At 63.7% G+C, this 24,296-nt stretch carries 25 protein-coding genes; 13 read left to right on the top strand and 12 right to left on the bottom strand.

The genetic code is table 11. The annotated features are described in order from the left end of the window. Positions 1-13: 13 nt before the first annotated feature. Together ACSSU5_RS05800 and ACSSU5_RS05805 are read right to left on the bottom strand one after the other, a co-directional pair. Positions 14-886, bottom strand: a complete 873-nt coding sequence (locus tag ACSSU5_RS05800) for a carbon-nitrogen hydrolase family protein (RefSeq protein WP_264311746.1) — start codon at positions 884-886, stop codon at positions 14-16. Further along, positions 883-1,473 carry a GNAT family N-acetyltransferase gene (locus tag ACSSU5_RS05805; RefSeq protein ID WP_492560784.1) on the bottom strand — a complete coding sequence of 197 codons (591 nt, stop codon included), beginning with the start codon at positions 1,471-1,473 and terminating at the stop codon, positions 883-885. The genes ACSSU5_RS05800 and ACSSU5_RS05805 overlap by 4 nt, the downstream gene beginning before the upstream one ends. Positions 1,474-1,588: 115 nt before the next feature. Between ACSSU5_RS05805 and ACSSU5_RS05810 the strand changes: the two genes are divergently transcribed. Beyond that, a complete protein-coding gene (locus tag ACSSU5_RS05810) occupies positions 1,589-1,987 on the top strand; it encodes a nuclear transport factor 2 family protein (RefSeq protein WP_027594067.1) in 399 nt (132 codons plus the stop codon). A gap of 105 nt (positions 1,988-2,092) precedes the next feature. Here ACSSU5_RS05810 and ACSSU5_RS05815 read toward each other — a convergent pair whose 3' ends face one another. The 6 genes from ACSSU5_RS05815 to ACSSU5_RS05840 form a co-directional block, all read right to left on the bottom strand. After that, entirely contained in the window at positions 2,093-2,674 is a 582-nt protein-coding gene (locus tag ACSSU5_RS05815; RefSeq protein WP_264311744.1) for a DJ-1/PfpI family protein, read from the bottom strand. A gap of 48 nt (positions 2,675-2,722) precedes the next feature. After that, positions 2,723-3,880, bottom strand: a complete 1,158-nt coding sequence (locus ACSSU5_RS05820) for a phospholipase D-like domain-containing protein (protein WP_264311743.1) — start codon at positions 3,878-3,880, stop codon at positions 2,723-2,725. A 1-nt stretch (position 3,881) separates the two neighbouring features. Next, the gene (locus tag ACSSU5_RS05825) at positions 3,882-4,463 is read right to left on the bottom strand and encodes a YceI family protein (RefSeq protein WP_492560785.1); all 582 of its coding nucleotides are present in this window, start codon (positions 4,461-4,463) and stop codon (positions 3,882-3,884) included. Positions 4,464-4,506: 43 nt separating this feature from the next. Next, on the bottom strand, positions 4,507-4,815 hold the full coding sequence (locus ACSSU5_RS05830; RefSeq protein ID WP_492560786.1) for an amidase: 309 nt from the start codon (positions 4,813-4,815) through the stop codon (positions 4,507-4,509). Beyond that, complete coding sequence (locus tag ACSSU5_RS05835) at positions 4,812-5,873, bottom strand: serine hydrolase domain-containing protein (protein WP_492560787.1); 1,062 nt, start codon at positions 5,871-5,873, stop codon at positions 4,812-4,814. The genes ACSSU5_RS05830 and ACSSU5_RS05835 overlap by 4 nt, the downstream gene beginning before the upstream one ends. A 76-nt stretch (positions 5,874-5,949) precedes the next feature. Further along, the gene (locus tag ACSSU5_RS05840; protein ID WP_492560788.1) at positions 5,950-6,837 is read right to left on the bottom strand and encodes an acyl-CoA dehydrogenase middle domain-containing protein; all 888 of its coding nucleotides are present in this window, start codon (positions 6,835-6,837) and stop codon (positions 5,950-5,952) included. A gap of 150 nt (positions 6,838-6,987) precedes the next feature. Here ACSSU5_RS05840 and olsB point away from each other — a divergent pair, with 150 nt between their 5' ends. Both olsB and ACSSU5_RS05850 read left to right on the top strand, forming a co-directional pair. Further along, entirely contained in the window at positions 6,988-7,743 is a 756-nt protein-coding gene (gene olsB, locus ACSSU5_RS05845; RefSeq protein WP_492560789.1) for an L-ornithine N(alpha)-acyltransferase, read from the top strand. Then, the gene (locus tag ACSSU5_RS05850) at positions 7,743-8,531 is read left to right on the top strand and encodes a lysophospholipid acyltransferase family protein (RefSeq protein ID WP_492560790.1); all 789 of its coding nucleotides are present in this window, start codon (positions 7,743-7,745) and stop codon (positions 8,529-8,531) included. Before olsB ends, ACSSU5_RS05850 begins: the two co-directional genes overlap by 1 nt. Before the next feature lie 133 nt (positions 8,532-8,664). Here the strand turns inward: ACSSU5_RS05850 and ACSSU5_RS05855 are convergent, their stop codons facing one another. Then, positions 8,665-9,246: an acyl carrier protein phosphodiesterase gene (locus tag ACSSU5_RS05855; protein WP_492560791.1), complete on the bottom strand. Its 582-nt coding sequence runs from the start codon at positions 9,244-9,246 to the stop codon at positions 8,665-8,667. Between the two features lie 152 nt (positions 9,247-9,398). Between ACSSU5_RS05855 and ACSSU5_RS05860 the strand changes: the two genes are divergently transcribed. Beyond that, positions 9,399-9,701, top strand: a complete 303-nt coding sequence (locus ACSSU5_RS05860) for an ArsR/SmtB family transcription factor (RefSeq protein WP_492560792.1) — start codon at positions 9,399-9,401, stop codon at positions 9,699-9,701. Positions 9,702-9,713: 12 nt separating this feature from the next. Further along, a complete protein-coding gene (locus tag ACSSU5_RS05865) occupies positions 9,714-10,763 on the top strand; it encodes an alkene reductase (protein WP_492560793.1) in 1,050 nt (349 codons plus the stop codon). 47 nt (positions 10,764-10,810) lie between these two features. Here ACSSU5_RS05865 and ACSSU5_RS05870 read toward each other — a convergent pair whose 3' ends face one another. From ACSSU5_RS05870 to ACSSU5_RS05880, 3 genes are all read right to left on the bottom strand, one after another. After that, positions 10,811-11,725, bottom strand: coding sequence for an ATPase (locus tag ACSSU5_RS05870; RefSeq protein ID WP_264311733.1), 915 nt, complete (start codon positions 11,723-11,725; stop codon positions 10,811-10,813). Positions 11,726-11,804: 79 nt separating this feature from the next. Further along, the gene (locus tag ACSSU5_RS05875; RefSeq protein ID WP_264311732.1) at positions 11,805-12,809 is read right to left on the bottom strand and encodes an NAD-dependent epimerase/dehydratase family protein; all 1,005 of its coding nucleotides are present in this window, start codon (positions 12,807-12,809) and stop codon (positions 11,805-11,807) included. Positions 12,810-12,858: 49 nt separating this feature from the next. Further along, positions 12,859-13,749: a LysR family transcriptional regulator ArgP gene (locus ACSSU5_RS05880; RefSeq protein ID WP_492560794.1), complete on the bottom strand. Its 891-nt coding sequence runs from the start codon at positions 13,747-13,749 to the stop codon at positions 12,859-12,861. Positions 13,750-13,852: 103 nt separating this feature from the next. Between ACSSU5_RS05880 and ACSSU5_RS05885 the strand changes: the two genes are divergently transcribed. The 8 genes from ACSSU5_RS05885 to ACSSU5_RS05920 all read left to right on the top strand — a co-directional run bounded on the left by ACSSU5_RS05885 (position 13,853) and on the right by ACSSU5_RS05920 (position 24,290). After that, positions 13,853-14,452 (top strand): LysE/ArgO family amino acid transporter, encoded by a 600-nt coding sequence (locus ACSSU5_RS05885; RefSeq protein WP_264311730.1) that lies wholly within the window; start codon positions 13,853-13,855, stop codon positions 14,450-14,452. Between the two features lie 205 nt (positions 14,453-14,657). Beyond that, complete coding sequence (locus ACSSU5_RS05890) at positions 14,658-15,254, top strand: superoxide dismutase (RefSeq protein ID WP_095064204.1); 597 nt, start codon at positions 14,658-14,660, stop codon at positions 15,252-15,254. Positions 15,255-15,519: 265 nt separating this feature from the next. After that, entirely contained in the window at positions 15,520-17,571 is a 2,052-nt protein-coding gene (locus ACSSU5_RS05895; protein WP_264311729.1) for a putative bifunctional diguanylate cyclase/phosphodiesterase, read from the top strand. Between the two features lie 147 nt (positions 17,572-17,718). Then, positions 17,719-19,053: an imelysin family protein gene (locus tag ACSSU5_RS05900; RefSeq protein ID WP_264311728.1), complete on the top strand. Its 1,335-nt coding sequence runs from the start codon at positions 17,719-17,721 to the stop codon at positions 19,051-19,053. 270 nt (positions 19,054-19,323) lie between these two features. Continuing rightward, on the top strand, positions 19,324-20,751 hold the full coding sequence (locus ACSSU5_RS05905; protein WP_492560795.1) for a di-heme oxidoreductase family protein: 1,428 nt from the start codon (positions 19,324-19,326) through the stop codon (positions 20,749-20,751). A gap of 18 nt (positions 20,752-20,769) precedes the next feature. After that, complete coding sequence (locus tag ACSSU5_RS05910) at positions 20,770-21,834, top strand: imelysin family protein (protein WP_264311726.1); 1,065 nt, start codon at positions 20,770-20,772, stop codon at positions 21,832-21,834. Positions 21,835-21,836: 2 nt separating this feature from the next. Continuing rightward, complete coding sequence (locus tag ACSSU5_RS05915; RefSeq protein ID WP_264311725.1) at positions 21,837-22,934, top strand: DUF1513 domain-containing protein; 1,098 nt, start codon at positions 21,837-21,839, stop codon at positions 22,932-22,934. A 192-nt stretch (positions 22,935-23,126) separates the two neighbouring features. Beyond that, positions 23,127-24,290 (top strand): efflux RND transporter periplasmic adaptor subunit, encoded by a 1,164-nt coding sequence (locus ACSSU5_RS05920; RefSeq protein WP_492560796.1) that lies wholly within the window; start codon positions 23,127-23,129, stop codon positions 24,288-24,290. The last annotated feature ends 6 nt before the right edge of the window (positions 24,291-24,296 follow it).

A 24,296-nucleotide genomic window follows, 5' to 3' on the forward strand; every position in this document is an offset into this window, starting at 1 on the left:
CGGGCGTTTTCATTTACAGCATCCGCTCGAACTGTTCTGGCCAATCGCGCCGGATGAACACCTGCCCCTCCTCCCTCACCCGCCGCACCGCCGCAAGGTCCACGTCACACATCAGCCACTGGCTGCCGACCGGGCTGAGTTCGTCACTCAGGGCCACCACCCCATCCCCCGGCATCCCATGATCCGGCGGCACGAACAACCCGGCACGCCCAATGTTCTCATCCAGTGCCGGCGACCACGGCGCCAGCCCCACGGTGGGGCTTTGCAGCACCGCAATCTGGTTCTCCAGCGCCCGCGCCTGGGCGCCAATGCGCACACGGTGGTAACCGGCTTCGGTATCGGTGCAGCTAGGGGCCAGAATCAAGTCGGCGCCCATTTCGGCCAGGCGCCGTGCCAACATCGGGAATTCGTTGTCGTAGCAGATCAGAATGCCCAGGCGCCCCAGCTGGGTGTCGAACACCTTCAAGCCCTCACCCGGCGCAATGTCCCACTGCTCCCGCTCGAAGCGGGTCATCATCAGCTTGTCCTGATGCCCCAGCACACCCTCGGGGCCAAATAGCCAGGCACGGTTGCGATAGCGGCCATCGCTGTCCTGCACCGGCAGGCTGCCGGGCTGAAGGTAAATGCCCCAGCGCCGGGCAATGCGCTCGCACAGCGCTTTCCAGGGCTCGATCAAGGGCTGGATACCGGCGATGGAGCCCTTCAGGTCACCACGCTGCTCCGCGCGTAACAACCCGCTGAGTACCAGGCCTGCGTACTCTGGCAACAGCAGCAGCTGGGCACCGGCTTGCACGGCTTCGGCGCACAGGCGCTGCAGGTGGTCGACATAAGCATCCCAGGTCTTGTGCAGCTCAATGGCATACTGGCAGGCCGCCAGGCGGATCATATCGGCAGTTCCTTGAGCCAGAACGACATGATCTTTTCAGAAGATTCCTGCTCGTCCAGGTCGCGCCAGGCATAGTGGGTGCGCAACGAAGGGTCGTGCAGGAACCCGCGATTACGCCAGAACCCATGCAAGGGTTTGTAGTGCACCGGGCGCAGCGGGTGCACGCCCGGCCGTTCCACGGCAGAAAAGGCGCAGTAATCGAATTCGGCGAGCTTGTGCGCATAGGACTCGCGCTCGATGAAAAAGCGCACCCCCAGGCCTTGGCCTCGGTACTGGGGCAACACCACCGACTCACCGAAGTAATACACGCTGGCAGGGTCACGCCCTTGGGCCAGGAAGGGTTGCTGGAACTCGGCGGCAACGTCCACCAGCGGCAGGCCGGTAGCGGCGCCCACCACCTGGCCTGCGTCCAGCGCCAATACCACCAGGCTGCGCCCGGATTGGACGTAAGCCGATAAATAGTCGGCCTCGTACTCCGGCGTACCGTCGTACAGGTAGGGAAACTCGCGGAACACGGTAAGGCGCAGGCGAGCGAGGTCATCGATGTAAGGCGCGATAGCGGCGCCGTGCAACAGGCGAATTTCCATGCTTGGCGGTCGTTTTGTCGATGTGGATGACGCGCTCGGCTAAGCCGGGCTTGAGGGGAAACCCTATCATCCAAGCCAACGCTCCGCCTTTTCCCTACACGACAGGTATTGTTCCATGACCGCTACCGAACTGGTAAATGCATACTACGCAGCCTTCAATGCCGGTGACATGCCGGGCTTTCTGGCGCTGTTGAGCGAGGATGTGATCCACGACATCAACCAGGGCGAGCGGCAGATGGGCAAGGCCAGGTTTGCCGCGTTCATGGACAAGATGAACCGCTGCTACCGCGAGCGCCTGGCCGATATCGTGGTGATGCAGAATGCCGACGGCAGCCGGGCGGCGGCAGAGTTCACGGTGCATGGTGAATACCTCGCCGACGACGAAGGGCTGCCGGCGGCCAATGGGCAGACGTATGTGTTGTCGGCGGGGGCGTTCTTTTATATTCACTGCGGCAAGATTGCCCGGGTGACCAACTACTACAACCTCAATGATTGGGTTGAGCAGGTAGGCTGAGCCACTGGCCTCTTCGCGGGCAAGCCCGCTCCCACAGGCTACCCCACGGTTCTTGAGCCCAGTTGGGTAACCTGTGGGAGCGGGCTTGCCCGCGAAAGGGCCGGTTCAGGAAATGCGAGTCCCCAGCACCTTCAAAAATGCCGCCAGCCAGGCCGGGTGCGCAGGCCACGCAGGGGCGGTCACCAGGTTGCCATCCACGTGCGCCTGGTCCACCGCAATGTCGATGAACGTGCCGCCCGCCAACCGCACCTCCGGAGCACACGCCGGATACGCACTGCATTCGCGCCCTTCCAACACGCCAGCCGCCGCCAGCAACTGAGCCCCATGGCACACGGCTGCAATCGGCTTACCCGCCTGGTCGAACGCCCTGACCAGCTCCAGCACTTTTTCATCCAGACGCAGGTATTCCGGGGCACGGCCACCTGGGATCAACAAGGCGTCATAGCTTTCGGGGCGTACCCGCACGAAGTCATAGTTCAGGGCAAAGTTATGCCCTGGCTTCTCGCTGTAAGTCTGCTCACCCTCGAAATCATGGATCGCGGTGCGCACGGTCTGCCCCGCGAGCTTCTCGGGGCACACTGCATGCACCGTATGGCCAACCATGCTCAGGGCCTGGAACGGCACCATCGCTTCGTAATCCTCAACGTAGTCGCCTACCAGCATGAGAATTTTCTTCGCCGTCATCACATCCACTCCTTCCATTGCCTGTGAACAGTCACTGCACGATAGTCGCTCTTAGTCACGCCGGTCGAGCAGGTTGACCACCAGCCGGTCGAGCCACCCCCAGACCCGCTGCTTCACCCGCCGCCACAGCGGCCTGGCATGCCAACGCGCGAGGTCGACTTGTTCGCTCAAGGCGAAGTCACGTTCGAAGCTGGCCACCACGGCAGCCGTCAGCGGCGGGTCCAGCGCCTCGATGTTGGCTTCGAGGTTGAAGCGCAGGTTCCAGTGGTCAAAGTTGCACGAACCCACGCTGACCCAGTCGTCCACCACGGCCATTTTCAAGTGAAGGAAACACGGCTGGTACTCGAATATCTTCACCCCGGCGCGCAGCAGGCGCGGGTAATAGCGATGCCCGGCATAGCGCACCGAGGGGTGATCGGTACGCGGCCCGGTCAGCAACAGGCGCACGTCCAGACCTTTGCTGGCGGCACGGCGCAACGAGCGACGCACACTCCAGGTCGGCAGAAAATACGGCGTGGCCAGCCACACCCGCTGCTTGCCGCTGTTGAGCGCGCGCACCAGTGAATGCAGGATGTCCTGATGCTGGCGGGCGTCGGCATAGGCTACCCGGCCCATGCCCTGCCCCTGGGCCGGCACCTTGGGCAGGCGTGGCAGGCCGAAGCCTTCGGCCGGCCGCCAGGCGGTGCGGCGGTTGTTGGCGTGCCATTGGCGGTCGAACAGCAACTGCCAGTCGGTGACCACCGGCCCTTCCATCTGCACCATCACCTCATGCCACTCGCTGGTATCGGCGCCCGGCGTCCAGAACTCGTCGGTGACGCCCGTGCCTCCCACCGCTGCCCAGCGCTCGTCCACCAGCAGCAGCTTGCGGTGATCGCGGTACAGGTTACGCAAACCACGCTTCCAGCGCAGGCGGTTGTACCAGCGCAGGTACACGCCTGCCTCCAGCAGACGTTGGCGCAGGACGCTGTTGAAGGCCAGCGAGCCATAGTCATCGAACAGGCAACGCACCCGCACACCACGCCGCGCGGCTTGCTCCAGCGCTTCGACCACCGCTTCGGCGCAGGCGCCAGCCTCGACCAGGTACAGCTCAAGGTCGACCTGAAACTGCGCCCCCGTGACAGCCTGAAGCATGCGTGGAAAGAATTCGGGGCCGTCGATCAGCAGTTCGAACTGGTTGCCATCCCGCCAGGGGAAGACCGGGCCCGGCATGTCAGCGGGCGGTGAAAATCAGCACCGCATTGACCGGTACCGAAGGGTTGATGGACTTGAGCCCGGCGAACTTGCGCAGGCTTTCCAGCCCCGGCACCAGGCCGAAATCCTCGGCGCGCAGCACCAGGGGCTCCAGGGTAACCACCTGGAAGCGCCGCTCGTCCAGCCGCGTGGCCAGCAGCAAGGCGTTGTAACGGTGGGACTGGCCATGCAGCGTCACCGTCAGCGGCAGGCGCAATTCGATTTGCGCGCCGTTGGCCAGGTCGTTGATCGGCCGCAGGTCCAGTTGGGCCTTCACGGTCGCCTCGGCGAAACGCTCGACTTCAAACAGGCCATCACGCATACGCTCATCGCGCAGGGGGATGCCGCTGCTCACCGAGTCCATTTCGATACTCAGGCCAGCCATACCCTTGCGGTCTACCGTGCCATGCAGCACCAGAAAGCGATGAACTTCGGCGGTATCACCGTTTTTACCGGTAATAAACGACAGGCGCGACGACTCGCCATCGAGGTGCCAGTTGGCATGGGCGGGAAGGCACAGCGCCAGCAACAATGCGGGCAAAAGACGGGGCAACTTGAACATGACAGATCTCGTGAAACAAGACCGCAACCTTACCCGCCCGCCATCATGGCAGCAAGCGGCAGCCCGCGCGTGGGCCCTGCCATGCGGCCTGGTTGCGCCGGCCCAGGCCTTCGGCCGTGACCAAACGCTGCGCGGTGCTTTCTTCCAGCAGGCCTAGGGGCAGCCACTGTTTCACGTAGCCCTTGCAGTACGTGGGGTCAAAGCCCATGACGAAGCGGCATGAGCAATACTCCTTGGCCGAGTAGGCCGAGAGGATGCCCGGGAAATCCGCCAAGGCCTGGCGCGCCTGCCAAGCGCTCCAGCCCAGCGACCCGACAAGCAGTACCAGAAGCATCAGCAGCGCCCGTTTCATGCGCCCTCCCCGGCCAGCGCAGCCAGCACCCGCTTGAGCAGTTGGTCATGCTGGTAGGTGCCGTCGCGGTCATCGGCATAGCGGACAATCAGCAATTTCTGCGTCGGCAGCACGTACAGCGCCTGGCCCCAGTGACCAAGCGCGGCGTAGGTGTCAGCCGGCGCATTTGGCCACGCCTGCGCATGGTTGAGCCACCAGTGGCCGCCAGGGCTGGGCTCGCCGGGTACAGGCTCGGCCTGTGCAAACGGCGTGCGATTGAAAGCCACCCAGGTCGCAGGCAGCAATTGCCGATCACCCCAGCGCCCCTCGCGCTGCATCAGCAGGCCTATGCGCGCCAAGTCCCGGGCAGTGAGGTACAGGTACGAAGAACCAACGTAGGTACCCGCAGCGTCGCGTTCCCACACTGCGCTGTTGATACCCAGCGGCGTGAACAGCGCCTGCCACGGGTAGTCGGCGTACTGCCCCGTATCGAGCATGCCGCGTAACGCCGCAGCCAGCAGGTTGCTGTCGCCGCTGGAGTACACAAAGCGCTGCCCCGGTCTGCGTGCCGCTGGCCGCGCCGCCGTATAGGCCGCCATGTCCGCGCGACCGCGGGTATAAAGCATGGCCACCACGGAGGAGTTTAGCGGTGCGTATTCGTAGTCTTCCTGCCAGTCCAGGCCGCTGGCCCAGTGCAGAAGGTCGGCCAGGCGCACGTCCGGGTGTGCCCGCATGGGTGGATAGACGCGGGCTACCGGGTCCTGCAACCGAAAGCGCCCTTCGCCTTGGGCGATACCCAGCACCGTGGCCAGCACGCTCTTGCTCACCGACCAGGTGAGGTGCGCGGTATGGGCCGTTGTGGGGTTGGTGTAGCGTTCATAGAGAATGCGGCCGTCGCGGATGATCAGCAGGGCATCGGTGCGAAGGCTGCCGTCAGCGGGGAAGGCGTAGGCATCGACAGCTTGCCAGTCGATGACTGTAGGGTCGGTTTGCCAGTCGGGGGCTGGCCAGTCTTCGGCGCAGGCCGAGGCAGTTACCAGGATGAGCGTTGTTAATAAGGCGCTTAGAAGGCTGTGCACTTGGGCCTCGGGTTGCAGGCATTGGGGCTGCTGCGCAGCCCCAAACTTCAACAGTTCAACCGAGTCTGCCGGCCTTTCATGACAATCCTGCAGCCGCCCATGCCTTGGCCAGACGCTTCTCCCGCGCCGCCGCAGCCAACGCCATCACCCCCTGATCACGCTGCCAGATCTGCGCCCAGTGCGTTGGCCCAGCCAGCAACGCTTCATCGATATCACCCCGCAGCGCCTGAAACTGCGCAAACAACCCTGCCAACAACAAATGGCAAGCCACACTGTCCGCACACTGGCGGCTGCCCTCGGCACACCCGGCCAATAGGCTCAGCAAACGCAGGCGCAGCGCTTGTGGCCACGCACATTCCTGGCCCACGCCATACAGCCAGGCCGTCAACGCAGCAAGCACATACAGGTCTTCGAGCGAGCGGAACGGTTTGACGTAAGCGTCCCAGCCATCGCCCGCCAGCAACTCGCAAGCCGCTTGCTCCAGCAGCAAGCGGCCATGGCCGACTTCAGGCATCAGCGGCAAAATCGGCAGCGCCGCCAGCGTCACGCCCGGCTCACCGGGGTACACCACCGCCAGCTTCAGCCGTGGCGCCTCGCCTGCCGCTTCGCTGCGCGCCGCTACCAGCAACCACTCCGCCTCAAGGCCGGCGGTGACGAAATCCTTGCTACCGGTCAGCCGCAACCCGTCGACACGGGTGCGCATGTCTGCCGGCCGCACGCTACGCCGTTCGGTCGCGCACAAGGCGCCGAGGCTGGGCGGTGCGCTGGGCCAGAGTACGCGCAAGGCAGCCTGGTAGCCGATCAGAAACGCCAGGCCCGGGGTGGCCATGGCGCGCCCGCCGAGCACCGCCAGTTCGAAGGGGGCAACCTGGCCAAGGCGCTCGAGCAGCGCGGCGTAGGTTTCGCCCAGGGTGCCGGCCACAGGTTGGCGCAGCGGGTCGTTGAGTCGTTGTAACCAGGCCATCGGACACAGCTCCATGCTGGGGTTTGTCGGAGGGTGTCACGCAAGCATCACCAAAGATTCACAGGGGTGACACCCCGTCTACCTAGGCTGACTTTGCACAACAAAGCCGACCGGCCGCAACCCTTCATGGCTGGCTTATGGAGACTCGTAATGACTCGGATCGCTCACACTGGCGACAACAGCACTGAACGCCGTCTGCAAGCCGAACGCCTGGTCGGCGCCACGGCCCTGCAGGAAGCACAGGCCTTGCGCTACAAAGTGTTCAGCGCAGAATTCAAGGCCAAGCTCAACGGTGCCGAACACGGCCTGGACATGGACGATTACGACCCGCACTGCCGCCACATCGGCGTGCGCGACCTGAGTACCGGCGAACTGGTCGCCACCACGCGGCTGCTCGATCACCAGGCGGCCAGCAGCCTGGGCCGCTTCTACAGCGAAGAAGAGTTCCGCCTGCACGGCCTGCTGCAGTTGCAAGGGCCGATCCTTGAACTGGGCCGTACTTGCGTGGCTGCCGAATACCGCAACGGCGGCACCATCGCCGTGCTCTGGGGCGAGCTTGCCGAAGTGCTCAACGAGGGGCGTTACAGCTACCTGATGGGATGCGCCAGCATTCCCATGCAGGACGGTGGCGTGCAGGCCCATGCGGTCATGCAGCGCCTGCGCGAGCGTTACCTGTGCACCGAGCACCTGCGTGCCGAGCCGAAAAAGCCCCTGCCGAACCTGGCCCTGCCACACAACGTCATCGCCCAGATGCCACCGCTGCTCAAGGCATATATGCGCTTGGGCGCGAAGATCTGCGGCGAGCCGTGCTGGGACGAGGATTTCCAGGTCGCCGATGTGTTCATCCTGCTCAAGCGCGACGACCTCTGCCCGCGCTACGCCCGCCACTTCAAGGCGGCAGTCTGATGCCCAAGTTGCGGGTACTCGCCCGCCTTGCACGGCTGATCCTGGTACTGCTATTGGGCATGCTGATGGCCAGCGTGATTGCGTTGGGTGAACGCCTGGGCCTGAAGCCCTCGACCGAGCGCCGTCAACGCTGGGCCTGCCTGTTCATGAAACGCCTGGTCGCCGCCTTGCCCTTCGAGGTTCGGGTGCTTGGCGAGCGGCCAAAGCTGCCGATGCTGTGGGTCAGCAACCATGTTTCCTGGACCGACATACCCCTGCTCGGCATGCTGCTTCCGCTGTCGTTTCTGTCCAAGGCCGAAGTACGCCACTGGCCAGTAGCCGGCTGGCTGGCGGATAAAGCCGGCACGCTGTTCATCCGTCGCGGCGGTGGCGACAGCCAGCGTCTGCGAGAGCAGATCGGCGAGCAACTGGGCGACGCCCGGCCGCTGTTGATCTTCCCGGAAGGCACCACCACCGATGGCCGCCAGTTGCGTACCTTCCACGGTCGATTGCTGGCAGGAGCCATCGATCAAGGGGTGCCGGTGCAGCCGGTGGCTATCCAATACTTGCGTAATGGCGAAGCTGATCCGATTGCGCCGTTCATTGGCGATGATGACCTGGTGTCGCACCTGATGCGCCTGTTTGCCCAGCCGCGTGGCGAGGTGTGCATTCATCTGCTGCCACCAATAGCCAGTGCGCAGAAGGAGCGTGCGGTGCTGGCATTGCAGGCGCAGCAGGCCATTCATGTGGCGTTGTTTGGGGTTGATGAGGCAGAGCTGGTGCCGCGGCGCCAAGCGCGGGCTGCCTGATTTTCTTGTACTGCCTGTGTCGGCCTCTTCGCGGGCAAGCCCGCTCCCACAGTGTCCCCGCAGGCCTTAAAGTAGGCGGTGTACCTGTGGGAGCGGGCTTGCCCGCGAAGAGGCCGGAGCAGTCAGCAGAAGATTAACTAGACACCCGCCCCGCCGCCGCAAACGCCTGCAACTGGGGATAAAACTCACGAAAATCCGCCATCAGCGGCTCATACAACCGCTCCAGCTCCCCCATCACACCGCTCATCCCCTCCGGCCGCGACAGCCGTCGCGCGATGCCGTTGAACACCTGCTCCAAGGTCTCAAAATCGCCATACGCCCCCAGCCAGTCATCCGCCGCCATGAACGGCGCGATGCGCGCCAGACGCCCCGGCAACTCAGGCTCGGCCAGCAGCACCCGATAGAAATCGCCGGTGAACTGCAGCAACGGCTGCTCGGCATAGTCCGCCCAATGCCGGGCCAGGCAATGGTCGAAAAACACATCGAGGACGATGCCGGCAAAGCGCCGCCGCTGCGCGGGAAACCGGGCCAGTGCGGCCAGTACCAGGGGATGACGGTCGGTATAGCTGTCGATATGCCGGTGCAGGCGGATCGCCGCTTCCAGCGTTGGGGGAAAGCGCCCTTCCAGCGAGCCCTTGACGAAATCGCCATACAGGCTGCCGAGCAATTGCTGCGGCGCGGGGCCGCCCAGGTGCAAGTGTGCGAGGTAGTTCATGGCGCAAGTTTAGCACTGCCGCCCTTTATATCGTCATGACACGATATAACGATTAGTGCTCAGCTCAGCACCTCTTCATATTTGTATATCGCGAAATACCGATTTACATTTTGCCCTGTCGCGAGCTACCGCTTCACCACGAGCCCTACCCCATGCCCCTCGATCTGGACGAAATAATAAAAGCCCTGGCCCACCCGGTCCGGCGAGAAATCCTCGACTGGCTGAAGGACCCGGCTACGCAGTTTCCTGACCAGCACCACAGCATCGAACACGGTGTCTGTGCCGGGCAGATCGACCAACGCTGCGGCCTGTCGCAGTCGACCGTCTCCGCCCACCTGGCCATCTTGCAGCGCGCCGGCCTGATCAGCAGCCAGAAGATCGGCCAATGGCACTTCTTCAAACGCAATGAGGAGACCATTCAGGCCTTCCTCGCACAGTTGAGCCAAGCGCTCTGAAAAGGAAACCGCATGACTACGCTCTTCGATCCGATCACGCTGGGCGACCTGCAACTGCCCAACCGCATCATCATGGCCCCGCTGACCCGCTGCCGCGCCGATGAAGGCCGGGTGCCCAACGCGCTGATGGCCGAGTACTACGTGCAACGTGCCAGTGCCGGGCTGATCCTCAGCGAAGCGACTTCGGTGACGGCGATGGGGGTCGGCTACCCGGACACCCCTGGCATCTGGAACGATGAACAGGTACGTGGCTGGAACAACGTCACCAAGGCCGTGCACGGCGCCGGCGGGCGCATCTTCCTGCAACTGTGGCACGTTGGCCGCATCTCGCACCCCAGTTACCTGAACGGCGAACTGCCGGTGGCACCCAGCGCGATCCAACCCAAAGGCCATGTCAGCCTGGTGCGCCCGCTCAGCGACTACCCGACCCCGCGTGCGCTGGAAACCGAAGAGATCGTCGATGTCGTCGAGGCCTACCGCAGCGGTGCCGAAAACGCCAAGGCCGCAGGCTTCGATGGCGTGGAGATCCACGGTGCCAATGGCTACCTGCTCGACCAGTTCCTGCAGAGCAGCACCAACCAGCGCACCGACCGCTACGGTGGTTCACTGGAAAACCGCGCACGCTTGCTGCTGGAAGTAACCGACGCCGCCATTGAAGTGTGGGGGGCAAACCGCGTGGGCGTACACCTGGCGCCGCGCGCCGACTCACACGACATGGGCGACGCCGACCGGGCCGAGACCTTCACCTACGTGGCAGGCGAACTGGGCAAGCGCGGTATCGCCTTCATCTGCTCACGTGAAAAGGAAGCTGACGACAGCATCGGCCCGCTGATCAAGCAAGCGTTCGGCGGCCCTTACATTGTCAACGAGCGCTTCACCAAGGCCACTGCCAGTGCCGCGCTGGCCAATGGCCGGGCGGACGCCGTGGCGTTCGGTGTGCCGTTCATCGCCAACCCGGACCTGCCGGCACGCCTGGCGGCGGATGCGCCGTTGAACCAGGCACACCCGGAAACGTTCTATAGCAAGGGGCCGGTGGGGTATATCGACTACCCACGGATGTGATCGTGCAGGAGCAGCCTTGTGCTGCTCCTACCCGCTACACGGGGTATTCAAGGCCGCGCGTTGATCTGCTGCTGCAGGTTCTGGATCTGGCTCTGCAGCGTGTTGATGCTACGGGTCATCTGCCCACGGAACGCATCGAACTCCTGCACCGAAGCACCGCTCGACGACGCCGCAGCCGCCGGGCGATTGTCGATCTGGCTCTTCAACACCAGCATGTCCTGTTCCAGGCTCTGGATCGCCGCACTCGGGTTGCCCTGTTTCTTCAGCGCCGCTATATCGCTGCCCAGGCTCTTGAGTTGCCCATCGAGCTTGCCGCCATCGACCTGCGCTGCTTTCAAGGCTGCCACATCAGTGGTCAAGGTCTTGAACTGGGTATCCAGCGTGTTGAGCTGGGTATCCAGCTTGCTGAACTGGGTATCCAGTTTGCCGCCATCGACCTGGCCCGACTTCAACGCCGCCAGTTCGCCGTTCACCAATTTCAACTGCGCCTGCAACTGGGTCTGTAGCTCGGTCACGGCCTTTTGCTGTTCACGGGTATCGGCCAGCACCTGCTCCAGGCGCTTGCCCAGGTCGCCAGTCTGCCCGGCCACGCCTTTCTGCAACTGGCGTAGCTGCAATTTCAGCTCCTCGCTACCCGTGGTCACGCTGGACTCGCTGGCCGCCACCTTGCCGCTGATCGCCTGCAGGCGCCCGGCTGCCTCTTCGCTGATGCGGGCAAAGCTTTCCTGGGTTGCGACCAGTTGCTGCTCCATCAGCGAGATCTGCTGGAAGCTCCACCAGCCCAGCCCCGCCAATGCAATGAACGAAGCCCCGAGCAACGCCCACAGCGGCGCCGTGCTGGTACCGCGAGCGGCTTTCTGGCGGCTGCGCACCACGTGCGCCGGCATCAGTTCGTCATCATCAACGGTGCCCGCCCGCAAGGTAGGCACGTCATCGTAGTCATTGTGAGCATGGTTACGCATGGATACATTCAACCGCGGTAGTCGCAAAGAGGCACGAGTATAAACCGCAAGCACGGCGCATTGATGACCATCATCATTTTCAGCCGATCTTCAGGCCTTCGGGCTGGTGCTTCCACCAGGCGCAGAACTCGTCCAGCGCCGTCCACAAGCTCACCTTGGGCTGATAGTCCAGGTATTGCCGGGCGCGGCTGATGTCCAGGGTGAAATCGCGGCTCATCACCTGCATGCCCAGGCGCGACAGGGTCGGCTGTGGCCGGCCCGGCCACAGCATGCAGGCGGCCTCGTTCAACGCGGCCATGCTGTAGGCAAGGCGGTAGGAGCGGTAGCGGGTAACCTGGGGCAGTTGCATCTGGCGCATCACGTAATTGACCACATCCCACAGCGGCAGCGGGTGGCCATTACTGATGTTGTAGGCTTGGCCAAGGGCGCGATCGTCGGCGAACAGGGCGCTGAGCAACGCTTCGTTGAGGTTGTGCACGCTGGTGAAATCGACCTTGTTCAGGCCGTTACCGATGATTGCCACGCGGCCCTTGCGTTGCATCTGCATCAGCCGTGGAAAAATACTGGCATCACCGGCCCCGGTGACGAAGCGCGGGCGCAGCGCCAGCACCTCAAGGCCGAACTCTTGGGCACCGAACACCTTCTGCTCGGCCAGGTGCTTGGTCAGTGCATAGTGATCATGGAAGCGGCGCGGCACCTGGTCTTCACGGATGTCCAGGCGCGAGCGGCCATTGAAGTAGATCGACGGCGACGACAAGTGCACCAGGCGCCGCACATGCTCCTTCAGGCAACCCTCGACCACGTTTTCAGTGACCACCACATTGCCCTGGTGAAAATCCTGGAAACGCCCCCAGTTGCCCACCGCGCCCGCGCAATGGACCACCGCATCGACACCTTGGCACAGGCGCCGGGCCAGCTCGGCATCCCCCAGGTCGCCAGGGATGAACTGCGCGCCGCGCTTGACCAGGTGCTCGACACCTTCGGCACGTCGGCCGCTGACCCGTACGTCAAGGCCCTGCTCCAGGGCGAAGCGCGCAAAGCGCCCGCCGATGAAGCCGCTCGCGCCGGTGACCAGAATTCGCATGTAAGACTCCGCCTTGCCAGATTTCAGATGCAACTGACGCCAGCCGTGGCTACAAGGGCACCAGCCATTGCCGTGCCGTGTGCCGCAGGTGATCGGTCAATTGCGCGAGCAGTTGCCCGCCATTGCGCCAATGATGCCAGTACAGCGGCACATCGATGGGAGTATCGGCGCATATTTCCACCAATTGCCCGCTGGACAGTTGTTCGCGGGCCTGCAACTCCGGCACCAGCCCCCAGCCCAGCCCGGCTTCAGTCATGCGCAGAAAACCTTCGGACGACGGGCACAGGTGGTGCAAGAAACCGTCCTCGATGCCCAGCGATGCCAGGTAGCGGTGTTGCAGGAAGTCGTCCGGGCCGTATACGATCGCCGGCGTACGCGCCAGGCGCTTGACCTCGAACCCCTGTGGGAAATGCCGCGCCATGAACAACGGGCTGGCCAGCGCCCGATAACGCATCGCCCCCAAGGGCAGGCTGCGCGCGCCGGCCACAGGCCGTTCGCTGCCACACAGGCAGGCTGCCACTTCACCCGCACGCATGCGTTTGAGGCCCACGTCCTGGTCTTCCACCACCAGGTCGGTCAACACCCGCTGTTCGGCGCAGAACGCCCCTACCGCACCTGCCCACCAGGTGGCCAGGCTGTCGGCGTTCAGGGCAATCCGCAAACGCTCCGGCATGCCCTCCTCGTCCAGCGCTGGCACCTGGCGTTGCAGGTCGCGCTCAAGCAGACGCACCTGCTGCACATGGTTGAGCAGCTGGCGCCCGACTTCAGTCGGGCTCGGTGGCGTGGCACGCACCAGCACGGGCTGGCCAACCCGCGCTTCGAGCAACTTGATGCGCTGGGAAATAGCAGATTGCGACAGCCCAAGCACCTGCGCCGCGCGCTCGAAGCCACCTTGTTCGATCACCGCCGCGAGGGCGGCCAGCAGCTTGTAGTCGAACATCGATTTTCCTAATGACAGATCAGCTTTATTTGTTTTTCTTATACAGCGCGAGTCACCACAATAGCCAGCATCATTTATGGTCCTTTTTCTGGAGTACCCCGCCATGTGGCAAAGCTATCTGAACGGCATGCTGGTGGCCTTCGGCCTGATCATGGCCATTGGCGCACAGAACGCCTTTGTCCTCGCGCAAAGCCTGCGCCGCGAGCATCACCTGCCAGTGGCCGCACTGTGCATCGTCTGTGACGCCCTGCTGGTGGCTGCCGGGGTGTTCGGCCTGGCCACGGTGTTGGCACATAACCCGACCCTGCTGGCCATCGCCCGCTGGGGCGGCGCGGTGTTTCTGCTCTGGTACGGCGCCAAGGCCTTGCGCAGCGCCTGTTCCAAACAGAGCCTGCAACATCAGCAAGGCCAGGGCATGCGCTCGCGCCGCGCGGTGCTGCTCAGTGCACTGGCGGTGACCTTGCTCAACCCCCATGTGTACCTCGACACCGTGCTCTTGATCGGCTCGCTCGGTGCCCAGCAGACGGTGCCTGGGGCCTACGTGGCGGGGGCGGCCAGTGCGTCGTTGCTGTGGTTCTCGACCTTGGCGATCGGCGCGGCCTGGCTGGCACCGTGGCTGGCACGGCCAGCGACCTGGCGGATGCTCGACCTGATGGTGGCGGTGATGATGTTCGCGGTGGCGGCGCAGCTGATCTTCAACTGACCAGGGGCGGTAACTGGCCATTGGTCGGCAGCGGCCAACCGCTCTGGAACCTCTATTCCCTATCTTTGTTGCGTGGTTATGCGCAAGTCCCGGTGCTATGATCCAGCCCTTGCGTCGCAAAGAGTACAAACTCGCCGACGCTTATCGGGCCGCCCGTGATCGGCCTTGCGCAAACCGCAAATAGACCTGAATCAGGAGATCCACCATGGCTTTTGAATTGCCGCCGCTGCCGTACGCCCACGATGCCCTGCAGCCGCACATCTCCAAGGAAACCCTGGAGTATCACCACGACAAGCACCACAACACCTATGTCGTGAACCTGAACAACCTGGTCCCAGGCACCGAATTCGAAGGCAAAACCCTGGAAGAGATCGTCAAGACCTCTTCGGGTGGCATCTTCAACAACGCCGCTCAAGTCTGGAACCACACCTTCTACTGGAACTGCCTGGCACCTAACGCCGGCGGCCAACCGACCGGTGCTTTGGCTGAAGCCATCAACGCCGCTTTCGGTTCCTTCGACAAGTTCAAGGAAGAGTTCACCAAGACTTCGGTTGGCACCTTCGGCTCTGGCTGGGGCTGGCTGGTCAAGAAAGCTGACGGTTCCCTGGCCCTGGCCAGCACCATCGGCGCCGGCAACCCGCTGACCAACGGCGACACCCCGCTGCTGACCTGCGACGTCTGGGAACACGCCTACTACATCGACTACCGCAACGTACGTCCGAAGTATGTCGAGGCGTTCTGGAACCTGGTCAACTGGGCATTCGTTGCCGAACAGTTCGAAGGCAACACGTTCAAGGCCTGATGCCTATTCAGCCTTGAATGAAAAACCCGGCCTTGGTGCCGGGTTTTTTTATGCCCCTTCAATGGCTCTTGCTCAGCCCAGAATGCGCGCTAACATCAAACCTCTGGAAAGTTGATGCAGCGCACTCAAGTTGCAGGGCCTGGCGACCGATATACTGCCAAGGACAACCCCGCCTCTCGCGCTGTGTCCGTGGCACACCGGCCGATAGTGTATTGGTTTCATTGATGGCAAAATGATGCCACGCGCATGGATTAAGGAAACCCCATTGAAGCTGGAATTGCGGAACAGCTTGTCGGTCAAGTTGCTCAGGGTCGTGCTGCTGTCGGCGCTCGCGGTGGGCGTCGTGCTCAGTTGTGCGCAAATCGTTTACGACACCTACAAGACCCGCCAGGCTGTCAACAACGATGCCCAGCGCATCCTCGACATGTTCCGCGACCCTTCGACCCAGGCGGTGTACAGCCTTGACCGGGAGATGGGCATGCAGGTCATGGAAGGCCTGTTCCAGGATGAGTCGGTGCGCATGGCGTCCATCGGTCACCCCAACGAAACCATGCTGGCCGAAAAATCCCGCCCGCTGCAGGACATGTCCATGCGCTGGCTGACCGACCTGATCCTCGGCCAGGAACGCACCTACACCACCCAACTGGTCGGCCGCGGCCCCTACAGCGAATACTACGGCGACCTGAGCATCACCCTCGACACCTCGTCGTATGGCGAAGACTTCCTGATCAACGCCGTGATCATCTTCATCTCCGGCGTGCTGCGTGCCCTGGCCATGGGCCTGGTGCTGTACCTGGTCTACCACTGGTTGTTGACCAAGCCCCTGTCGAAAATCATCGAGCATCTCACCCAGATCAACCCCGATCGCCCCAGCCAGCACCAGATCCCGCTGCTCAAGGGCCACGAGAAAAACGAACTGGGGCTGTGGGTCAACACCGCCAACCAATTGCTGGCCTCCATCGAGCGCAATACCCACCTGCGCCACGAAGCCGAGAACAGCCTGCAACGCATGGCTCAGTACGACTTCCTCACCGGCCTGCCGAATCGCCAGCAACTGCAACAGCAACTGGATAAGATCCTCGTCGATGGCGGCCGCCTGCAACATCGCGTCGCGGTGCTGTGCGTGGGCCTGGACGATTTCAAAGGCATCAACGAGCAGTTCAGCTACCAGGTCGGTGACCAGTTGCTGCTGGCCCTGGCCGACCGCCTGCGCGCCCACAGTGGCCGCCTGGGGGCGTTGGCGCGTCTGGGGGGCGACCAGTTCGCCCTGGTCCAGGCCAATATCGAACAGCCCTACGAAGCTGCCGAACTGGCCCAGAGCATCCTCGACGACCTGGAAGTGCCGTTCGACCTCGACCACCACCAAATCCGCCTGCGCGCCACCATCGGTATCACCCTGTTCCCCGAAGACGGCGACAGCACCGAGAAGCTGCTGCAAAAAGCCGAACAGACCATGACCCTGGCCAAGGCCCGCTCGCGCAACCGCTACCAGTTCTACATCGCCAGCGTCGACAGCGAGATGCGTCGCCGCCGCGAGTTGGAAAAAGACCTGCGCGAAGCGCTGCCGCGCAATCAGCTGTACCTGGTGTATCAGCCGCAAATCAGCTACCGCGACCACCGCGTGGTCGGCGTCGAGGCCCTGCTGCGCTGGCAACACCCGGAGCTGGGCATGGTCCCGCCCGACCAGTTCATCCCGCTGGCCGAGCAGAACGGCAACATCATCACCATCGGCGAGTGGGTACTCGACCAGGCCTGCCGGCAACTGCGCGAATGGCACGACCTGGGCTTCAGCGACCTGCGCATGGCGGTCAACCTGTCGACCGTGCAACTGCACCACAGCGAACTGCCCCGCGTGGTCAACAACCTGCTGCAGGCCTACCGCCTGCCGCCCCGCAGCCTGGAGCTGGAGGTGACCGAGACTGGCCTGATGGAAGACATCAGCACCGCTGCCCAGCACCTGCTCAGCCTGCGCCGCTCCGGGGCGCTGATCGCCATCGACGACTTCGGCACCGGCTATTCGTCACTCAGTTACCTGAAGTCGTTGCCGCTGGACAAGATCAAAATCGACAAGAGCTTCGTCCAGGACCTGCTCGACGACGATGACGACGCCACCATCGTCCGCGCCATCATCCAGCTGGGTAAAAGCCTGGGCATGCAGGTGATCGCCGAGGGCGTGGAGACCGCCGAGCAGGAAACCTACATCATCGCCCAGGGTTGCCACGAGGGTCAGGGCTACCACTACAGCAAGCCGCTTTCGGCACGCGAACTGACCAGTTTCCTCAAGCAGGCACAGCGCAATCAGGTTTCCATGTTCTGACCCTGTCAGCCCTGGTTACAGGCGGTGACGGGCATTTACATGAATTGCGCGCTCGCCCCTTTACAGCAAATGCAAATCTTTCGCATGATGTTGCGGTTTCGCGTGCCACGGCGCACGGTCCAACCACACGACGCAGGGAAACCAACAATGATTCGAATGCCTCTGGCCTCCGCCAGTCTGCTGGCCATCGCCATCGCTCTCGCCGGTTGCGGCGAAAAGGATGACAAGGCCGCTGCTCCGCAAGCTCAGGCACCTGCTGCCGCCACCACCCCCGCCGCGGCGCCTGGGGCTGTCGATGAAGCGGCCGGCAAAGCCGTGGTCAAGCATTACGCCGAACTGGTCTACGCCGTGTACAGCGACTCGCTGAGCACCGCCAAGACCCTGCAGACTGCCGTCGACGCGTTCCTCGCCCAGCCCAACGACGAAACCCTGAAGGCCGCCAAGGAAGCCTGGTTCGCCTCGCGCGTTCCCTACCTGCAGAGCGAAGTCTTCCGCTTCGGCAACACCATCATCGACGACTGGGAAGGCCAAGTGAATGCCTGGCCCCTGGACGAAGGCCTGATCGACTACGTCGACAAGAGCTACGAGCACGCCCTGGGCAACCCGGCCGCCAACGCCAACATCATCGCCAACACCGAGATCCAGGTCGGCGAAGAGAAGGTCGACGTCAAGGACATCACCCCTGAGAAGCTGGCCAGCCTGAACGAGCTGGGCGGTTCCGAGGCCAACGTCGCCACCGGCTACCACGCCATCGAGTTCCTGCTCTGGGGCCAGGACCTGAACGGCACCGGCCCAGGTGCTGGCAACCGCCCTGCTTCCGACTACCTGGAAGGCAACGGCGCCACCGGCGGCCACAACGACCGCCGTCGCGCCTACCTGAAAGCGGTCACCGACCTGCTGGTCAAAGACCTCGAAGAGATGGTCGGCAACTGGGCACCGAATGTTGCCGACAACTACCGCGCCAAGCTGGAAGCCGAGTCGGTCAACGATGGCCTGCGCAAGATGCTGTTCGGCATGGGCAGCCTGTCGCTGGGCGAACTGGCGGGCGAGCGCATGAAAGTCTCGCTGGAAGCCAACTCGCCTGAAGACGAGCATGACTGCTTCAGCGACAACACCCACTACTCGCACTTCTACGACGCCAAGGGCATCCGCAACGTCTACCTGGGCGAATACACCCGCCCGGATGGCACCAAGCTGACCGGCCCGAGCCTGTCGTCGCTGGTGGCCAAGGTTGACCCGGCCACCGACGCCACCCTGAAGGCCGACCTGGAAGCAACCGAAGCGAAGATCCAGGTGATCGTCGACCACGCCCTGAAAGGCGAGCACTACGACCAGCTGATCGCCGCCGACAATACTGCCGGCAACCAGATCGTGCGTGATGCCATCGCCTCGCTGGTCAAGCAAACCGGTGCGATCGAGCAGGCCGCAGGCAAGCTGGGCATTGCCAACCTGAACCCGGATACTGCGGATCACGAGTTCTGATTCGGCTGTAGCGGTTCTGAAAAGGCGGCCTTCGGGTCGCCTTTTTGTTTTGTGCTGTCTGTGCCGGCCTCTTCGCGGGGCAAGCCCGCTCCCACAACCTCCTCGGTTTTGAGAGCAATGCAAACCTGTGGGGGCGGGCTTGCCCCGCGAAGAGGCCAGCACAGGCAAGCTGACACGGATTTCATCCAGCAATTGCAAATTGCTCTTATTCAAACACCCCCACTTTGCTAAGCTTGCACGCCGGTTTTTCGCTCACGCCCAGGATCCTTGATGTCCTCGTCGCTGTTCCGACTCTCTCCCCTGCTGCTGGCCTTTGCCCTCGCCGCCTGTGACGACGCCCCGCGTTTTACTCAGGCCGAGCCCGGCGAAGCGCTGTCGGGTGGCAAGGCGACTGTCCAGCGCAGTGATCGCAATGCCTATTCCCTGCCCTCGGCCAACCTCTCGCCCGAGCGGCGCCTGGACTTCGCCGTCGGCAACAGTTTCTTCCGCAACCCGTGGGTGATCGCCCCGTCCACCACCACCGCGCGTGATGGGCTCGGCCCGCTGTTCAACACCAATGCCTGCCAGAACTGCCACGTACGCGATGGCCGAGGCCATCCACCCGAGCTCGATGACAGCAACGCGGTGTCGATGCTGGTACGCCTGTCGATCCCCGACCAGCCTTACCTGGCCAAGGTGGTCGAGCGCCTGGGCGTGGTCCCCGAGCCGGTGTACGGCACCCAGTTGCAGGACATGGCAATCCCCGGTGTGGCAGCGGAGGGCAAGGTGCGCGTGACCTACGCCAACCAAGCCGTCACCTTCAAGGACGGCCATCAGGTCGAGCTGCGCCGCCCAAGCTTGCAGATCACCCAGCTGGGCTACGGCGCAATGCACCCTGATACCCGCTTCTCGGCCCGTGTGGCACCGCCGATGATCGGCCTTGGCCTGCTCGAAGCCATCCCTGAAGCCGACCTCCTGGCCAACGAAGACCCGGACGACCGCAACCACGACGGCATCCGCGGTCGGGCCAACCGGGTCTGGGACGACGCCCAGGGCAAGACCGTGGTTGGCCGTTTCGGCTGGAAAGCCGGGCAACCCAACGTCAACCAGCAGAACGTCCATGCGTTTGCCGGCGACATGGGCCTGACCACCACCTTGCAACCCAAGGATGACTGCACCGCAGCGCAAGTCGACTGCCTGGCCGCGCCCAATGGCGATGGCAACGGGGGCGAAAAGGAAGTCAGCGACAACATTCTGCGCCTGGTGACCTTCTACACCCGCAACCTGGGCGTGCCTGCCCGCCGCGAGGTGGGTTCACCCCAGGTGCTGGCAGGCAAGAACCTGTTCTTCCAGGCCGGCTGCCAGGGCTGTCATACCCCGCAGTTCACCACCGCCACAACCGCGGCCGAACCCGAGCTGGCCGGCCAGGTAATCCGCCCCTACAGCGACCTGCTGTTGCATGACATGGGGCCGGGCCTGGCCGATGAGCGCACCGAATTTGCGGCCAATGGCCAGGACTGGCGCACCCCGCCGCTGTGGGGTATCGGCCTGAGCGAAACGGTCAGTGGCCACAGCCAGTTCCTGCACGACGGCCGCGCCCGCAACCTGCTCGAAGCTGTGCTCTGGCACGGTGGCGAAGCCCAAGCGGCGCGCGATTTCGTGCTCACCTTCAATGCCGAGCAGCGCGCCGCGTTGCTGGCTTTCCTGAACTCACTTTAAACGCGCAAGGAGCCGGGCATGTTCCGACCCAAACTGTTGTTCACCAGCCTCGCCGCACTCGCCCTCGGCGCCTGCTCGCCGCAGGACCCGCAAGCCGTGACCTCCGCCGCCATCGCCAAGCAGGTGATCCTGCCGACCTACAGCCGCTGGGTCGAAGCCGACCGCCAACTGGCCGTCAGCGCCCTGGCCTATTGCGAAGGCAAGGCCAGCCTGGACACCGCCCGCGCCGACTTCCTCATGGCGCAGAAAGCCTGGGCCGAGCTGCAACCGTTGCTGGTCGGCCCGCTGGCCGAAGGCAACCGTGCCTGGCAGGTACAGTTCTGGCCTGACAAGAAGAACCTGGTCGGCCGCCAGGTCGAGCAACTGGTCAACGGCGACAAGCCCGTCGACGCCGCTGCCCTGGGCAAGGCCAGCGTCGTGGTGCGCGGCCTGTCGGCTTACGAGTACATCCTCTTCGACAGCAAGCCGGACGTTGCCACGGCTGAGCAGAAAGCCCGCTACTGCCCACTGCTGGTGGCCATCGCCGAGCACCAGAAGGCCCTGGCCGAGGAGATCCTCAAGGGCTGGAACAGCACCGACGGCATGCTCTCGCAGATGACCAAGTTCCCCAACCAGCGCTACGCCGATTCCCACGAGGCCATCGCCGACCTGCTGCGCGCTCAAGTCACCGCGCTCGATACCCTGAAGAAGAAACTCGGTGCACCCATGGGCCGCCAGAGCAAGGGCATCGCCCAGCCGCTGCAGGCCGAAGCCTGGCGCAGCCACTCGTCGCTCAAGAGCCTGGAGGCCAGCCTCAAGGCTGCCCAAGCGGTCTGGGTCGGGGTCGACAACCAGGGCCTGCGTGGCCTGCTGGGCAGCGACCAGAAGGCCTTGGCGGACAAGATCGACGACGCCTACGCCAGCGCTGTCAAACTGCTCGCCGACAACCAGAAGACCCTGGGCGAACTGCTGGCCGACGACGCTGGCAAGCAGACCCTCAACCAGATCTACGACAGCCTCAACGTCGTCCATCGCCTGCACGAAGGCGAGCTGGCCAAAGCGTTGAACATCCAGCTGGGCTTCAATGCCAACGACGGTGACTGATCATGCTGCGACGCCAGGCCCTCAAACTCGGTAGCGTACTGCTCAGCGCCCTCACCCTGGGCGGCTGGAGCCTGTTCCGCAACAAAGGCAGCGAACCTCTGCTGCTCTCGGCGCGTGACGACGGCGATGGCAAGCATTACGCCGTCGGGTTCCGCCTGGACGGCACCCAGGTGTTCAGCACCCAGGTTGCCCAGCGTTGCCATGCCATCATCAACCACCCCGAGCTGCCGATCGCCCTGTTCGTCGCCCGCCGCCCAGGTACCGAAAGCTACCTGGTCGACCTGCGCGACGGGCGGCTGCTGCAAACCGTGGTCTCGCAGCCCAACCGCCACTTCTATGGCCATGCGGTCATCCACAAGGGCGGCGAGTGGCTGTACGCCACCGAGAACGACACCACCGAACCTGGGCGTGGCGTGCTCGGTGTCTACCGTTTCGAAGGCGAGCGCCTGGTGCACAGCGGCGAGCTTTCGACCCACGGTATCGGCCCGCACGAAGTGGCCTGGCTGCCGGATGGGGAAACCCTGGTGGTGGCCAACGGTGGCATTCGCACCGAGGCCGAAAGCCGCGTGGAGATGAACCTCGACGCCATGCAACCGAGCCTGGTGCTGATGCAGCGCGACGGCACCTTGCTGAGCAAGGAAACCCTCGCCCAGCAGATGAACAGCGTGCGTCACCTGGCCATCGGCGACGACGGCACCATCGCCGCCTGCCAGCAGTTCATGGGCGACGCCGACGAAACCGCCGAGCTGCTGGCCATCAAGCGCCCAGGCGAGCCGTTCAAGGCCTTCCCGGTGCCAGAGCGGCAGTTGCAGGCCATGGCCCAGTACACCGCCAGCGTTGCCATTCACAGCGACCTGCGGCTGGTGGCGCTGACCGCGCCACGGGCCAACCGGTTGTTCGTCTGGGACCTGGACAGTGGCGCGGTGAAGCTGGATGCGCCGATGCCCGACTGCGCAGGCGTAGGTGCGGTGAAGGATGGCTTTGTCGTAACTTCTGGCCAGGGGCGTTGCCGCTTTTATGACTGCCGCAAGGCCGAGCTGATCGGCCAGCCGATGGACCTGCCCTCCGGGTTCTGGGACAACCACCTGCACCTGGCCTGATTATCACCGGCCTTGTAGGAGCGGCCTTGCGTCGCGAAAGGCCGCTCCTACAGGGACCGCGTATAATTAGCGGTTCAATTCCTTTCACCCACTTACAAAAAACAGTCAATACTTCCCCCATCCACACGTGGGCAGGATCGCCCGTTGTCGTGTCAAAACGAATAACAACCACGCATCCAAGGAACCGGACCTATGCTGCGCCGCCGCATGCTCATCATGTTGGCCGTCGTTCTGCTGATCGTGTTGGCACTGGGAGGCTACAAGGCCTTCTCGATCTACCAGCAGATCCAGGTGTTCGCTGCCCCCAAGCCGCCCATCACCGTGTCGGCGGCACTGGCCGAAGAACGCCAGTGGCAAGCGCGCCTGCCCGCCGTCGGCAGCCTCAAGGCCCTGCAAGGTGTCGAGCTGAGCCTTGAAGTCGAAGGCATCGTCAAAAGTCTGCACTTCGACTCCGGGCAGAAGGTCAAGGCCGGGCAACTGCTGCTGCAACTCAACGACGACCAGGAAACCGCCCTGCTCGGCACCGCCCAGGCCGACCTGGGCCTGGCCAAGGTCGATTTCGGCCGTGGCAGCCAGCTGGTCGGCGACTCGGCCATTTCCCGCGGCGAGTACGATCGCCTCACCGCCCAATACCGGCGCAATCAGGCAGTAGTCGATCAGCTCAAGGCCTCGAAGACCAAGAAAAGCATCAGTGCCCCCTTCAGTGGCACCATCGGTATTCGCCAGGTCGATGTCGGCGATTACCTGGCAGCCGGCACGGTGATCGCCACCCTGCAAGACCTGTCCAGCCTCTACGTCGATTTCAATGTGCCCGAACAGGCCCTGCCCCACCTGAGCCTGGGCCAGCAGGTGCTGGTCCAGGTCGCCGCCTACTCTGGCCAGACCTTCCCCGCCAGCCTCAGCGCCATCAACCCCAAGGTCGAGGAAAGCACCCGCAACCTGCTGGCCCGCGCCACCCTGGCCAACCCTGACGGCAAGCTGCTGCCGGGCATGTTCGCCAACCTGCTGATCCTCTTGCCCGCTCCACAGCCGCGCGTGGTGGTCCCGGAAAGCGCCATTACCTACACCCTCTATGGCAACTCGGTGTATGTCGCCACCGCCAAAAAGGACAAGGATGGCAACCCGGAAAAAACCGACGACGGCCAACCGCAGCTCATCGCCGAACAGCGCACCGTGCAGACCGGCGAGCGCCGCGACGGCGTGGTGGTGGTCAGCAAGGGCCTGAAGGCTGGCGAGCAAGTGGTCACCGCCGGCCAACTCAAGCTCACCCCCGGCGCGGCGATCCGCATCGGCCAGGACAAGGCGCTCACGCCTGATCAAGGCACACCTGATCAAAACACCCCGCACAACGACTGACAGGAG

The organism is Pseudomonas sp. E1MeOHC2 (assembly GCF_058745025.1).